The sequence below is a fragment of the Stenotrophomonas sp. genome (assembly GCF_050737075.1).
Lineage (GTDB): Bacteria > Pseudomonadota > Gammaproteobacteria > Xanthomonadales > Xanthomonadaceae > Stenotrophomonas.
In genome coordinates, this window is record NZ_JBOHXV010000014.1 from 1 (window position 1) to 13,897 (window position 13,897).

Here is a 13,897-nt window from a genome sequence, read left to right on the forward strand (position 1 = left end):
CAGTCGGCTCTACCCCGTCGGTTCTATCCTGCCGGCGCGTTCCATATCCGCGTCCACATCACCGCGAAGCGGCGCTTGACCAGCGCGCGGCCCTGCTGGCCCTCGTAGACGGGGCGCAGCTGCTCCGGCGGAATCGCCACCCAGCGCTCGCCCTCCGCACGCGCCACCGCGAAGGTGAACGTGTAATCCGGCTCCAACCCCATGCGCAGGTCGCTCAGCTGCAGGCGGCCATCCACCACCTGCGCGCGCATGAAGCCCCGGTTGAACCAGTTCAGCCGCGCCACCGCCGGGATGTGCGCGGCCTGGCGCAGCGCCTGCACGTTCGAGGGATAGCCACGGAACGTCATCGGTCCCGTGTCGGCCACCAGCGAGCGCTCACCAATCACGTAGCCGCTGGGCGTCATCGCCACTACCTGCCACAGCAGCGTGTTGAACGGCGTGGCCACCGAGAACCGCGGCGCATCGCCCAGCCCCATCGCCGCCAGCGCACGGTCGGCCTCGCGCTCGACCTGGTGCTTGGCCAGCAGCGACCAGCCCAGGTAGCCGGTGCTCAGCACCAGCCCGGCCACCAGCGCCTTCTGCGCCAGCGGGCGGCCGCGTGCAAACCACGCCACCACGCAGCCCAGCAGCAGCCACACCGTGTACAGCGGGTCGATGATGAACACACTGGACCACATCGTCGGCGACGGGGTAAACGGCCACCACAGCTGGGTGCCATAGACGGTGAACGCGTCCAGCAGGGGGTGGGTGATCAATGACAGCAGGATCGCCCAGAACCACCGGCCCGGTGATTGCGCCACCCGGCCGTGGCCGAAGCGTTTGAAGCCCCACCAGATCAGCAGCGCCACCCACGGCAGCACCAGCAGCGAATGACTGTAGCTGCGGTGTTCGGTCATCAGCGCCACCGGGTCGGCGGCGGTGAAGGCGAGCAGCAATGCATCCAGGTCCGGCAGCGTGCCAAGCGCGGCGCCGGCAAGCAGGGCGGCGCGGCGGTGGCCGGCAGGGGCGATGGCGGCGGCGATGGCGCCGCCCAAGACGATCTGGCTTAAAGAATCCATTGGCAGATGGTACGTGAGGCTTGTGTACGTGCGCAGGGTCATGGCTTTGACACGCATGGCTTGTGTACGTGCACAGGGTCATGGCTTTGACACGCATGGCGTGTCACTACGACCCTTGGTCGCTCGGGTTTGGGGTCGAACGGTGATGGTGGGCTGCACGCGTCGCGTAGGGACACGCCATGCGTGTCCGGGTGTCAGGCGGCCGCGGCCCGCCGCGGCGCGACCAGTTGCACCAGCGTGTGGCCGTGGTGGTCGAGCAGGCGCAGGCTGCCGTCGGGGTCTTCGGCCAGGGCGGTCAGGCTTTCCACCCAGTCGCCGTCGTTGGCGTAGACCAGGCCGTCGCGCTCGACCAGCGCGGCGCGGTGGATGTGGCCGCAGATGATGCCGTCCAGGCCGCGTCGGCGGACGTCGGCCAGGCCGGCCTGCACGTATCGTTCGATGTAGCGCTCGGCCGCACGGCTGCGCTTCTTCAGGAACTCCGACAGCGACCAGTAGCGCATGCCCAGGCGGCGACGCGCGGCGTTGAGCAAATGGTTGCCGGTGAGGATGCGGTAGTACAGCCAGTCGCCGAAGCGCTCCTGCAGGCCACCGAAATGCGTCGCGCCGTCGTAGTCGTCGCCATGCACCACCAGCAGCCGGCGGCCGTCGGCGGTGGTGTGGATGGCGCGGCGGCGCACCCGCATTGCCGGCAGCATCAGCCCGCACAGCTGGCGCAGCGAGGCATCGTGGTTACCGGGGATGTAGACGATCTCCGTGCCGGCCCGGCGCAGCGCATGCAGGGCCTCGATCACCTCGCTGTGCGCCGGCCGCCAGCTGGCACGCCGGTGCGCCAGCCACCACAGGTCGATGATGTCGCCCACCAGGTACAGCCGCTGGCAGCGCAGCGTGGACAGGAAATGCGCCAGTTCGGCCGCGTGGCAATGCCGCGAGCCCAGGTGGACATCGGAGAGGAACACCGCGCGCCGCCAGGGCGCAGGACCCGGCGGGGACGGCGCCGGGCGTGCCGGGGGCTGCGCGTCGGCCGGGAGATCCAGTGCCGGCGACCGGCCGACCTCGGCCCGACCCACTTCGCGATACTGCAGACGCTGCTCGATGGCGTGCATGGCGCGTGCTCCTGCCTGGCGGCTGAATTGGCCGGGAGCCTGCGCCCGTCACGCGGCAGGCGCATGACCGGCCGGCGACAGCCCCATGACGGGCGCCGGTGAAGGGGCCGCACCGGACCGGCCAATTGTCACGCTGGTGGAACACTGGGCGCCGACGCTGGGGGCCAATCACGCTGCGGCGCCCTCTGGCGGTGGGCACACAGGCTTAACCACGGGCAACCCCCGCTGGGCCACAATGCAATGGCGCGACTTGCCGTGTATCATTCGCGCCCATCTTTCCATCCGAATAAAAGGATATTACGCCTGATGTCCAGCTACCTGTTCACCTCCGAATCGGTCTCCGAAGGCCATCCGGACAAGATTGCCGACCAGATCTCCGATGCGGTGCTGGACGCGATCCTTGCCCAGGATCAGCGCGCCCGCGTGGCCTGCGAGACCATGGTCAAGACCGGCGTGGCGATCGTGGCCGGTGAAATCACCACCAGCGCCTGGATCGACCTGGAAGCGGTGACCCGCAAGGTGATCCTGGATATCGGCTACGACAGCTCCGACGTCGGCTTCGACGGCGCCACCTGCGGCGTGCTGAACCTGATCGGCAAGCAGTCCCCGCACATCGCCCAGGGCGTTGACCGCAAGAAGCCCGAAGAAATGGGCGCTGGCGACCAGGGCCTGATGTTCGGCTACGCCACCAACGAGACCGACAGCTACATGCCGGCCGCGATCCACCTGTCGCACCGCCTGGTCGAGCAGCAGGCCAAGATCCGCAAGAAGAAGAACTCGCCGCTGTCGTGGCTGCGTCCGGACGCCAAGAGCCAGGTCACCCTGCGCTATGAAAACGGCGCCGTGTCGGCCATCGACGCCGTCGTGCTGTCGACCCAGCATGCCCCGGGCATCAAGCAGAAGGACCTCATCGAGGCCGTCCGCGAAGAGATCATCAAGCCGGTGCTGCCGGCGAAGTGGCTGCACAAGGGCACCAAGTTCCACATCAACCCGACCGGCAAGTTCGAGATCGGTGGCCCGGTGGGCGACTGCGGCCTGACCGGCCGCAAGATCATCGTCGACACCTACGGCGGCTGGGCCCGTCACGGTGGCGGCGCGTTCTCGGGCAAGGATCCGTCCAAGGTCGACCGTTCGGCTGCCTATGCCGCCCGCTATGTCGCCAAGAACGTCGTGGCTGCCGGCCTGGCCGACCGTTGCGAAGTGCAGGTCTCCTACGCCATCGGCGTGGCCGAGCCGACCTCGATTTCGGTCACCACCTTCGGCACCGGCAAGATCAGCGATGACAAGATCGAGAAGCTGATCCGCAAGCATTTCGACCTGCGTCCGTACGGCATCATCAAGATGCTGGACCTGATCCACCCGATGTACCAGCAGACCGCTGCCTACGGTCACTTCGGCCGCAAGCCGAAGGATTTCAGCTACCTCAACGCCGCTGGCGAGACGGTCAACGCCACGGCCTTCTCCTGGGAGAAGACCGACCGCGCCGCCGCCCTGCGCGCGGATGCGAAATTGAAGTAAAAGCGGCGTAGCGCCGGGCTCTGCCCGGCGATGGTCGATACAGGAAGGGCCGCGCAAGCGGCCCTTCTTTTTGCCCGTTGCAAACAACCGCCAACTCAAGCGAGCATGTCGCCATCGACCAAGGACGCTCGCATATGCTCTCCACCCTGTTGGACAAGTGGTTCAAGGACACCCCCGGCAACGACGCATTCGCCGAACGTTTCATCGCCACCGCACGCCGCAGCGGCGTCACCAAGCCGATGACCTACGACGCCGCGCTGTTCCGCGTGCAGGTGGGTGAGAGCAGCTACTTCAACCTGCACAACGCCCACCAGGCCTACGTCGGCGCGCCGCGTGGCAAGCAGCAGCAGGCGCTGGACCAGTTCGTGCGCACCCTGCGCGCCAGCGATGACCGCGAGCCCGGATGGGAGGAACTGCGCCCGCTGCTGCGCCCGGTCATCCGCAACCTCGGTCAGCTGGAGCATGTCCGGCTGCAGGGCATTGCAGACAAGGGGTGGGACACCCCCAACACCCTGCAGTACCGCCAGCTCAGCGAGGACTGCGTGGAACTGATCGCCATCGATCATGCCGAACACACGGTCACCCGGCAGCAGGGACCGGCGCCGGAATGGGGTGTTTCGCTGCACGAGGCACTCAGCATCGCGCGCAGCAACCTGCGTGACATCGCGCCGGTCGACTTCGAACCCATCGCGCCCGGCCTGTTCCGCGCCGCGTGGGCAGACTGCTACGACAGCAGCCGCGCCCTGCTGCCCGAGCTGGTGAACCGGGTACCGGTGACCGGGCGCCCCGTGTTCCTGCTTGCCACCCGCGACCTGATGATGGTGGCCGGGGAGAACGACGAGGCGGCACAACGCCAGATGTTCGACATCGCGCTGGAGGAGATCAAGGCAGGACGGGCGATCTCATCGGACCTGTTCTGCCATGACGACGGCGGACGGATCACGGTCCGTGAGCCCGCGACGGCCGAACTGCGCCAGAAGCAGCACCAGCTGCGCCTGTCGCTCCGCCAGGACGCCTACCAGGAGCAGAAGGCGCTGCTGCAGCGCGTGCACGAGACCCACGGCGTCGATGTGTTCGTAGCCACGTTCATGGTGTACCGCAACGACACCGACACCTTCTCGATCGCCAGCTGGGCCCAGGGCGTGGAGGCATCCCTGCCCCACACCGACTACCTGGCCTTCGTGGTTCCTGACGACAACGACTCCCGCGTGGTCCGCGCGCCCTGGAACACGGCGATGCCGATCGTGGGTCACCTGCTGGAAGCCGATCCCCGCCATCTGTACCCGCCGCGCTACCTGACCCGTGGTTTCCCCACCGCGGAACAGCTGGCACAGTTGGAGGGACGCTGAGCGGTACACTCGGGCAATGACGATCGACATTCAATCCCACCAGCTGACCATGACCGTGCTGATGTCGCCGGAGATGGCCAATTTCTCCGGCAAGGTGCACGGCGGCGCGGTGCTGCGCCTGCTCGACCAGGTCGCCTACGCCTGTGCCAGCCGTTACGCCGGCCGTTACGTGGTGACGCTCTCGGTGGACCAGGTGACCTTCCGCGAACCGATCGCCGTGGGCGAGCTGGTGACCTTCCTGGCCTCGGTCAACTACACCGGCACGTCCTCAATGGAGATCGGGGTGAAGGTGGTCGCCGAGGACATCCTCAAGCGCAGCGTGCGGCATGCCAACAGCTGCTTCTTCACCATGGTCGCCGTCGATGACGACGGCAAGCCCACGCCGGTGCCGCCGTTGCAGCTGGACTCCAGCAACCAGCGCCGCCGCCATGCCGCCGCACTGCTGCGCCGTCAGCTGCGGGCGGAGATGGAACAGCGGCACCGCGCCTTGCTGGCGTCCAATCCGCCGTCGCCGGAATAACCGTCACGACCAACGGTATGCCCGCCCGTGGTTCGGTCACGACCAACGGTCGTGACCTACCGGGTCGGGTGCTCATGACACGGGGTAGGTATCGACCGTTGGTCGATACGTGCCTCACCCTGTGTTCTGCACGCCCTGCGAGACGCCATTCACGCACGCCACGAGGGCGCGCAATACATCGTCATCCTCACCGCCGCTGTCGCGCCAGCGACGCAGCAGGTCCACCTGCAGCACGCTGATCGGATCGATGTAGGGATTGCGCAGGCGGATCGACAGCGCCAAGCGCTGGTCATGCTGCAGCAGTTCGTCCTGCCCGGTGATGTCCAGGATCAGCTTGCCGGTAAGCGCCAACTCGCGCTGGATCTGTGGGAAGAACCGCTCATGCAGCGCGCCCGACAACCGCGAGAACTGCTCGGCGATGGTGATGTCACCCTTGGACAGCACCATCGCGATGTCGTCCAGGAACGTGCTGAAGAACGGCCAGTCGCGCGCCATCTCCTGCAACGTCGCGCCATGCCCGGCGTCGATGGCGGCCTGCAATCCGCTGCCCACGCCGTACCAGCCCGGGATCACCGCACGCGCCTGGCTCCAGGCGAACACCCACGGAATCGCCCGTAGATTGGTCAGCGCCGCGTCCTGCCCCAGCCGGCGCGAGGGCCGCGAGCCCAGCGTCATCCGCTCGATCACATCGATCGGCGTGGCCTGGCGGAAGTACTGCATGAAATCGGGCTGGCCCACGAACGCGCGGTAGGCCTCGGCGCTCTTCTCCGCCACCAGGTCCATCACCGGCCGCCACTGCGCCTCGCGCGGCTCCGGCGCACGCGGGCGCAGGCTGGAGCGCAGCACCGCGCCGGTGGACTGCTCCAGCGAACGCAGCGCCAACGCACGGATGCCGTATTTGCGGTGGATCACTTCACCCTGCTCGGTGACGCGCAGGCGGCCATCGATGCTGCCGCGTGGCGAGGCATCCACCGCGTCGGTGGTCTTGCCGCCACCGCGGCTGATCGAGCCGCCGCGGCCATGGAAGAACGTGAGCCGGATACCGCTCTCGGCCGCCACCTCCAGCAGCTCCACCTGCGCCCGCTGCAACCCCCAGCGCGACGCGGCGATGCCGCCGTCCTTGCCGCTGTCGGAGTAGCCCAGCATCACCATCTGAACGTCGTCGCGTGCGACCAGGTGCGCGCGGTAGACCGGATCGGCCAGCAGGTCGCGCAGCGTGTCGGTGCCGCGTTGCAGGTCGTCCACGGTCTCGAACAGCGGCGCGATATCCAGCGGCACCGCACCGTCGTCGTCCACCAGCCCGCCACGCCGCGCCAGCGCCAGTACCGCCAGTACGTCACTGCGGTCATGCGCCATCGAAATGATGTAGCTGCCCAACGCATCGGCGCCGTGGCGGCGGCGGGCATCGGCCAGCGCGGCGAACACCGCATCGAGGCGTTGCCCGCCCTCCTCAGTGCTTTCCGGCAGTGCCTGCTCGCCGCTGGCGAAGGGCGCCAACCGGCTCGCACGGGCCAGCGCGTCGGCTGCATCCCAGGCGTCCTGGCCATCCAGCACGCTGGCCAGCGCGCGCCCGTGCACGCTCGATTCCTGGCGCACGTCCAGCCGCGCCAGATGGAAACCGAAGGTGCGCACCCGCCACAGCAGGCGGCGCACCGCGAAGCCGCCGGCGTGGTCGCCCTTGTTGGCGTGCAGGCTGTCGAGGATCAGCGTGATGTCGTCCTCCAGTTCCTGCGGCGATGCATAGCCGCCTTCGGCATCGTCCAGCGTGGCCTGCACGCGCGCACGCATGCGGTCGTTGAGCAGGCGATACGGCATATCGGCATGACGCGGACGCGAGGTCACCTGTGGCAGCAGCTGCTGGTAGTGCAGCACGCGCGCCTGCAGCGCCTCGCTGACCGCCACCCGCTCGGTGGACTGACTGAGCAGGCTGGCCAGCTGCAGCAGATCCTTCTGGTAGCGCCCCAGTACCGCCTGGCGCTGTGCATCGAGGGTGTTGCGGATGGTGCCGGCATCCACATTGGGATTGCCGTCCATGTCACCGCCCACCCACGTGCCGAAGCGCAGCAATCGCGGCAGCGGCAGGCTTTCGCCATAGGTGTCCAGCAGCGCCTGCTGCAGCGATTCGTACAGCACCGGGATTACGCGGTACAGCACCTGCACCAGATAGAAGCCGACGTGCTCGCGCTCGTCGTCCACGGTGGGCCGTACGGGTGAGGAATCGGTGGTCTGCCAGGATGCGGTGAGCGCCATGCGGAAGCGTGCCGCGTCCGACGCGGCCTCGCCCGGAGTGCGCTGGCCATCCAGGTTGTCGACCAGGCTGGCCACCATCAGCTGCTCTTTTTCCAGCAGCGCGCGGCGTACCGCTTCGGTGGGGTGTGCGGTGAACACCGGTTCGATGTCGATGCGCGGCAACCACTCGCCCAGCTCGGCCAGAGTGACGCCCTGTGCCTTGAGCTTCTGCAGGGCGTCCTGCAGGCCATCGGGCTGCGCCGTGGCTGTACCGGCGCGCTGGTAGTCGCGACGGCGGCGGATGCGGTGCACGCGCTCGGCGATGTTCACCACCTGGAAGTAGGTGCTGAACGCACGCACCATCGCCTCGGCGCGTTCGGGCGGCAGCCCGGTCAGCGCATCGTTGAGGTCGGACAGCGGCGCGTCGCTCTCACGGCGTGCAATGGCGCGCGTGCGCACCTGTTCCACGTCATCGAAGAACTGCGTGGACACCTGCTCGGCAAGCAGGTCGCCGACCAGCGCGCCCAGTCGGCGCACGTCGTCACGCAGGGGAATATCGGGGGTGGCAAAGACGATGCTGCTGCGGTACTCGTTCATCTGCGACGCACTGGCCTCGGGAACGGAATCGCATCAAGCCTAACCCAGATTGTGCGGCGCATTGCGCCGCACAATTGGTTTCATCTGCATGTGTTGCATCGGCAAACCGGCAGACCGTTGCAACGGCAGCCGGGCAGAGCGTTGCAAGAGCAGCCGGGCAGAGCCCGGCGCCACGTCACTTTGTTTTCTTACCCGGCCCGATCGTCTGCTCCAACCAACGCTCGCTCTCGGCCAGCATCGTCATGATCGATTCGCGCGCGCGGTAGGCGTGCGACTCGTTGGGCAGCATCACCAGCCGTGCGGTACCGCCCAGACCCTTGACCGCCGCGAACATGCGCTCGCTCTGGATCGGGAAGGTGCCGGAGTTGTTGTCGTCCACGCCGTGGATGAACAGGATCGGGTCCTTGATCTTGTCGGCGAAATTGAACGGCGACATCTTCAGGTACACATCCTGCGCCTGCCAGAAGTTGCGTTCCTCGGCCTGGAACCCGAACGGGGTGAGCGTGCGGTTGTAGGCACCGCTGCGTGCGATACCCGCCTTGAACAGCCGCGTATGCGCCAGCAGGTTGGCGGTCATGAACGCACCGTAGGAGTGTCCGCCGATGGCGATGTGGTCGCGGTCGGTCACCCCACGCCGCACCACTTCGTCCACCGCCGCTTCGGCGTTGGCGATCAGCTGCGGCAGGTAGGTGTCGTTCGGTTCCTTGTCGCCTTCGCCGATGATCGGCATCGACGGACTCACCAGCACCGCATAGCCCTTGGCCAGGAAGGCCTGCGGACCCCAGTAGCTGATCGCGTTGAAGCGGTACGGCGAATCGGTGACCTGGCTGGCGGCCGCGGCCGTCTTGAACTCGCCCGGGTAGGCCCACATCAGCATCGGCAGCGGGCCGTCCTTCTTCGGGTTGTAGCCCGGCGGCAGCATCAACGTAGCGGTGAGATCCACACCGTCATTCCGCTTGTAACGGATCTGCTCCTTGCTCACCCCGCGCAGCTGCGGCAACGGGTGCTCGAAACGGGTCAGCGCGCGCGGGGGAGCGGCGGCATCGCCCAGTGCCTGCACGTAGTAGTTGGGCGGCGTGTCGGGTGCTTCGCGGGTCAGCAGCAGCGAGGTGCCTTCCTGGTCCAGCAGTGCCTGCGGCAGCGCATAGTCCGGGGCCTGCGAATGGAACAGGCGCGTGGTCTGCCGGCTTTCCAGGTCGAAGCGGTCCACGAACGGGCGGTCGCCCTCCGCCGAGGCGCCCTGGCCGAGCAGGAAGATGCTGCGCCCATCGGCCGTCGTCTGCAGCCGCCCGCGACCGTTGACGTCGCGCACCAGCGCCGGGCGGCCGGGATCGTTGTAGCGGTCCTGCGACGAGCGCTCGGACAGCAGCTGCGGCGCCTGGTCGAGCTGGTCCGGGGCAATCCGCCACTGTTTGACCACGCGGCTCTTCCACCACGACTCATTGAGCAGCGCCAGGTCGCCACGGCCCCATTGGATACCCGCGTAGCGGCTGCCCAGCTGGGCCAGCGTCACCGGCGGGGTCTCGAACGGCGCGGCCTGCATCAGCACCGCGTCGCGCACCTTGGCGTCGCGGCCCGGGTCGCCCCCGTCCTGCGCCTCGGCCCAGACCAGCGTGGCCGGGGCATCGGCGCGCCAGCTCACGTCGCGCACCCCGGTGGGCACCGCGTCGTTGCCGGTCGGCAGGCCTTCCACCAGCGGCAGCGTGGCCACGGTGTGTTCCAGCCGGCCATCGGCGGCGGAGAGCACTTCGATGCGGCGCGGGAAGTCGTCGGCCGGCACCAGGTAGGAATACGGGCGCTGCACACGCTGGGCGAGCACATGGCGCCCGTCCGGTGACACGCTCAGATCGAGGTACACGCCGGCAGTGGACAGCGGGGCGACGACGCCATTGAGCGCGACCCGGGCTGGCTGCGCAGTGGCGTAGTAATCGAACAGGCGCGCATCGGCTTCATTGCTGAGCAGGTCCTGATAGGTGCGGATCGCGCGGACCCCGGCATCGGCCTGGGTCTGCTGGATCGCCGGGCCGGTGGGGATGCCGCCGGCGGCCGGCGCGGACCCCTGCCCCTTGAGCTGCTGAGTCACCAGCAGGCCGCGGCTGTCGGGCAGCCAGGTGTAGCCTTCGCCGGTCACCGTGTTGAGATCGGCGAGCAGCCGCCGTGCCGAACCGCTGGCCACGTCGATGATCCACAGTTCATTGGCACCACTGGCGGCATGCACCTGGTTGAACGCCAGGTACTGCTGGTCCGGCGACCAGGCCAGCGAGGCAACCGACAACGGCTGCGGCAGGCCCGTGATCTGGCGTTCCTTGCCGTCGGCGATGTTCATCAGCCACAGCTTGTTGCCGAAGCTGAAACGGCTGGACGCGTGGGTGGCCGGGTTGATGCGCAGGCCGGCCAGCTTCAGCTCGGGCTGGGCCACCTCGGCAATGGAGGGCAGCGGCGGGGTCTGCAGCAGCACGGCGATGTCCCGGCGCGGTGACAGGTTCAGGGCCGGCGCGCGCGGCGCATCGACCACCGCCTGCAACGCCACCGACGGCAGCTGGTAGCCCTGCACGTCCTTCGCGGCCGCCACCGGCGTGGCCGGGGCCTTGCCGGCTGCGGTCGCGGCCAGTCCCAGCGGTGCCACCGCCAGCAGGGCCATGCCCACGATCAGCGTGCCGCCCCAGCGCGCACGGCGCCGACGATCATTGCCTGTCATCTTCGATCCCCATCCTGTGCAAACCTTGGACCTTAACAGCGGGGCGCGGTTTGCCCCCCTGCCGATGGTTGGGGGCGCGCACCGATTCATGCCCAGGCGGTGCGCCGGGATATAATGGGCATCCCCTCCACCGAGGGGCGCTGCGACCGACCCCGGACCTGATCCGGGCGGCCAGGCTCGGTGGCAGGGCTGGTTCCAACGGCGCCCGGCGAAGACGAGCCATTCGTCCATTACCGGAGCTTTTGCATGAACGCTGTTGCCAAGACCTTCTCCACCGAAGGCGATTACAAGATTGCCGATATCTCGCTGGCCGACTGGGGCCGCAAGGAACTGGATATCGCCGAGCATGAAATGCCGGGCCTGATGTCGATCCGCCGCAAGCACGCCGCCACCCTGCCGCTGAAGGGCGTGCGCGTGACCGGCTCGCTGCACATGACCATCCAGACCGCCGTGCTGATCGAAACGCTGAAGGACATCGGCGCCGACGTGCGCTGGGCCTCGTGCAACATCTTCTCCACCCAGGACCACGCCGCTGCGGCCATCGCCGCTTCCGGCACCCCGGTGTTCGCCTGGAAGGGCGAGTCGCTGGAAGAGTACTGGGACTGCACCCTGGACGCGCTGACCTTCACCCTGGCCGACGGCACCCTGACCGGTCCGGAGCTGGTGGTCGATGACGGCGGTGACGTCACCCTGCTGATCCACAAGGGCTACGAGCTCGAAAATGGCAGCAACTGGGTCAACGAAAAGGCTGCCTCGCACGAAGAACAGGTCATCAAGGACCTGCTCAAGCGCGTGGCCAAGGAGCGTCCGGGTTACTGGGCACGCGTGGTCAAGGACTGGAAGGGCGTCTCCGAAGAGACCACCACCGGCGTGCACCGCCTGTACCAGCTGGCCCAGGCCGGAACCCTGCTGATCCCGGCGATCAACGTCAACGACTCGGTCACCAAGTCCAAGTTCGACAACCTGTACGGCTGCCGTGAATCGCTGGCCGACGGCCTCAAGCGCGCCATGGACGTGATGCTGGCCGGCAAGGTCGCCGTGGTCTGCGGCTACGGCGACGTGGGCAAGGGCTGCGCCGCCTCGCTGCGTGCCTACGGCGCGCGCGTGGTGGTCACCGAGATCGACCCGATCTGCGCCCTGCAGGCCGCGATGGAAGGCTTCGAGGTCAACACCATCGAATCCACCCTGGGCCGTGCCGACCTGTACGTCACCACCACCGGCAACAAGGACATCATCCGCATCGAGCACCTGAGCGCGATGAAGGACCAGGCCATCGTCTGCAACATCGGCCACTTCGACAACGAGATCCAGGTCGATGCGCTGGTCGGCTTCCCGGGCGTGCAGCACGTCAACATCAAGCCGCAGGTGGACAAGTACGTGTTCCCGAACGGCAACGCGATCTTCCTGCTGGCCGAAGGCCGCCTGGTCAACCTCGGCTGCGCCACCGGCCACCCGAGCTTCGTGATGTCCAACTCGTTTGCCAACCAGACGCTCGCGCAGATCGACCTGTGGGCGAACAAGGACAGCTACGAGAAGAAGGTGTACCTGCTGCCGAAGAAGCTGGACGAGGAAGTGGCGCGCCTGCACCTGGAGAAGATCGGCGTGAAGCTGACCACCCTGACCCAGGACCAGGCCGATTACATCGGCGTGCCGGTCGAAGGTCCGTTCAAGCCGGAGCATTACCGCTACTGATCGGCATGCCGGTCCAGTTGCGTTGAACACCGACGGGCGCCGAAAGGCGCCCGTTTTTTTTGGTGTCGTGCCTTGGCCGCGCGGCAGCAGTCTGGGTCAATCCACACCGCCGAGGCTGCGCTAGGATGCGGCCATGACCCCTGCCATCAACCTGCTCAAGCGCCTGGCCATCGCCCACACCGTGCACAGCTATGCACACGACAAGGGGGCCGATTCGTATGGCGACGAGGCGGCGCACAAGCTCGGCCTCGACCCTGCACAGGTGTTCAAGACCCTGCTCGCCAGTACCGAGAAACACGAACTGCTGGTGGCGATCGTGCCGGTCAGCGGCATGCTGGATCTGAAGGCGCTGGCCGAGGCGGCCGGCTGCCGGAAGTGCGAGATGGCCGATATCGACGCGGCGCAGCGCGCGACCGGTTATCTGGTCGGCGGCATTAGCCCGCTGGGGCAGAAGAAGCAGCACCGCACCTTCGTCGACGCCAGTGCGCAGACGCTGCCCATCCTGCACGTCAGCGCTGGCCGCCGTGGACTGGAAGTGGCGCTGGCCCCCGCCGACCTGCTGCAGCTCACCAGCGGCGCCTACGCACCGATCGGCAGATCGGCGTGATCGGCCGCCTGTTCGAGCGCCTGATGGGTACGCCCCTGCCGCCGCTGCAGGAAGGTCGCCCGGGCACTGCCCTGCTGCAGGCGCTGGGCAGTGGCGATTACGGCCGGCTGCGCACGGCGGTCGCCACCATTGCCCTCACCCGCGATGCGGTGGTGCTGGACGACCTTGTTGCGCAGCTGCACTACGTGGCGATCGCCCGGGCACGCTACACCGCGGACCCGGCGTGGGTCCGCGAACACTACGAACTGGATTTCGTGCTGCGCAAGCTGCGCCACTGGCGTGACCACAGTGGCTGCCTGTGCCAGCTGTATCCGCACTGGATGCACTACCAGCCCGGCCGCGAGATCGCCAGCGGCCACGTGCTGCCCATCGCCACCGGTGTCGCCGAAGGAGGCTGGGGCGATACCCAGGACGCCACCTGCACCGTGTGTGGGCGCGGGTGGCGCTGCACCGACCGTGAGTACCACGCGCCGTGGTGGGAGTGGCAGGCCTTGCCACCGGCCTGAGCATGGCCCGGCATGGTCAG

10 protein-coding genes and 1 riboswitch are annotated in these 13,897 nt (G+C 67.7%); of the genes, 6 read left to right on the top strand and 4 right to left on the bottom strand.

Translation table 11 applies throughout. The features are described from left to right. Positions 1–23 precede the first annotated feature (23 nt). Together ACREPD_RS05060 and ACREPD_RS05065 are read right to left on the bottom strand one after the other, a co-directional pair. Complete coding sequence (locus ACREPD_RS05060; protein WP_431598302.1) at positions 24–1,058, bottom strand: metal-dependent hydrolase; 1,035 nt, start codon at positions 1,056–1,058, stop codon at positions 24–26. Between the two features lie 194 nt (positions 1,059–1,252). Beyond that, complete coding sequence (locus ACREPD_RS05065; protein WP_431598303.1) at positions 1,253–2,161, bottom strand: UDP-2,3-diacylglucosamine diphosphatase; 909 nt, start codon at positions 2,159–2,161, stop codon at positions 1,253–1,255. Positions 2,162–2,467: 306 nt separating this feature from the next. Here ACREPD_RS05065 and metK point away from each other — a divergent pair, with 306 nt between their 5' ends. The 3 genes from metK to ACREPD_RS05080 all read left to right on the top strand — a co-directional run bounded on the left by metK (position 2,468) and on the right by ACREPD_RS05080 (position 5,548). Further along, a complete protein-coding gene (metK, locus tag ACREPD_RS05070; protein ID WP_421570415.1) occupies positions 2,468–3,679 on the top strand; it encodes a methionine adenosyltransferase in 1,212 nt (403 codons plus the stop codon). Between the two features lie 134 nt (positions 3,680–3,813). Next, positions 3,814–5,028 carry a hypothetical protein gene (locus tag ACREPD_RS05075; protein ID WP_431598304.1) on the top strand — a complete coding sequence of 405 codons (1,215 nt, stop codon included), beginning with the start codon at positions 3,814–3,816 and terminating at the stop codon, positions 5,026–5,028. A 16-nt stretch (positions 5,029–5,044) separates the two neighbouring features. After that, positions 5,045–5,548 (top strand): acyl-CoA thioesterase, encoded by a 504-nt coding sequence (locus ACREPD_RS05080; protein ID WP_431598305.1) that lies wholly within the window; start codon positions 5,045–5,047, stop codon positions 5,546–5,548. 114 nt (positions 5,549–5,662) lie between these two features. Here the strand turns inward: ACREPD_RS05080 and ppc are convergent, their stop codons facing one another. After that, complete coding sequence (ppc, locus tag ACREPD_RS05085) at positions 5,663–8,374, bottom strand: phosphoenolpyruvate carboxylase (protein WP_431598306.1); 2,712 nt, start codon at positions 8,372–8,374, stop codon at positions 5,663–5,665. Between the two features lie 175 nt (positions 8,375–8,549). Then, positions 8,550–11,072, bottom strand: a complete 2,523-nt coding sequence (locus tag ACREPD_RS05090) for a S9 family peptidase (RefSeq protein ID WP_431598307.1) — start codon at positions 11,070–11,072, stop codon at positions 8,550–8,552. A gap of 126 nt (positions 11,073–11,198) precedes the next feature. After that, positions 11,199–11,286: riboswitch (S-adenosyl-L-homocysteine riboswitch) on the top strand. A gap of 32 nt (positions 11,287–11,318) precedes the next feature. Between ACREPD_RS05090 and ahcY the strand changes: the two genes are divergently transcribed. From ahcY to ACREPD_RS05105, 3 genes are all read left to right on the top strand, one after another. After that, a complete protein-coding gene (gene ahcY / locus ACREPD_RS05095) occupies positions 11,319–12,764 on the top strand; it encodes an adenosylhomocysteinase (protein ID WP_421570410.1) in 1,446 nt (481 codons plus the stop codon). A 133-nt stretch (positions 12,765–12,897) separates the two neighbouring features. Beyond that, positions 12,898–13,371 (top strand): Cys-tRNA(Pro) deacylase, encoded by a 474-nt coding sequence (gene ybaK / locus ACREPD_RS05100; protein ID WP_431598308.1) that lies wholly within the window; start codon positions 12,898–12,900, stop codon positions 13,369–13,371. Continuing rightward, the gene (locus ACREPD_RS05105) at positions 13,368–13,877 is read left to right on the top strand and encodes a hypothetical protein (RefSeq protein ID WP_431598309.1); all 510 of its coding nucleotides are present in this window, start codon (positions 13,368–13,370) and stop codon (positions 13,875–13,877) included. Before ybaK ends, ACREPD_RS05105 begins: the two co-directional genes overlap by 4 nt. Positions 13,878–13,897: the final 20 nt, after the last annotated feature.

Coding starts and splice junctions, on each gene's coding strand:
- ACREPD_RS05060 (WP_431598302.1), bottom strand. CDS start 1,058: ATGGATTCTTTAAGCCAGATCGTCTTGGGCGGCGCCATCGCCGCCGCC.
- ACREPD_RS05065 (WP_431598303.1), bottom strand. CDS start 2,161: ATGCACGCCATCGAGCAGCGTCTGCAGTATCGCGAAGTGGGTCGGGCC.
- metK (WP_421570415.1), top strand. CDS start 2,468: ATGTCCAGCTACCTGTTCACCTCCGAATCGGTCTCCGAAGGCCATCCG.
- ACREPD_RS05075 (WP_431598304.1), top strand. CDS start 3,814: ATGCTCTCCACCCTGTTGGACAAGTGGTTCAAGGACACCCCCGGCAAC.
- ACREPD_RS05080 (WP_431598305.1), top strand. CDS start 5,045: ATGACGATCGACATTCAATCCCACCAGCTGACCATGACCGTGCTGATG.
- ppc (WP_431598306.1), bottom strand. CDS start 8,374: ATGAACGAGTACCGCAGCAGCATCGTCTTTGCCACCCCCGATATTCCC.
- ACREPD_RS05090 (WP_431598307.1), bottom strand. CDS start 11,072: ATGACAGGCAATGATCGTCGGCGCCGTGCGCGCTGGGGCGGCACGCTG.
- ahcY (WP_421570410.1), top strand. CDS start 11,319: ATGAACGCTGTTGCCAAGACCTTCTCCACCGAAGGCGATTACAAGATT.
- ybaK (WP_431598308.1), top strand. CDS start 12,898: ATGACCCCTGCCATCAACCTGCTCAAGCGCCTGGCCATCGCCCACACC.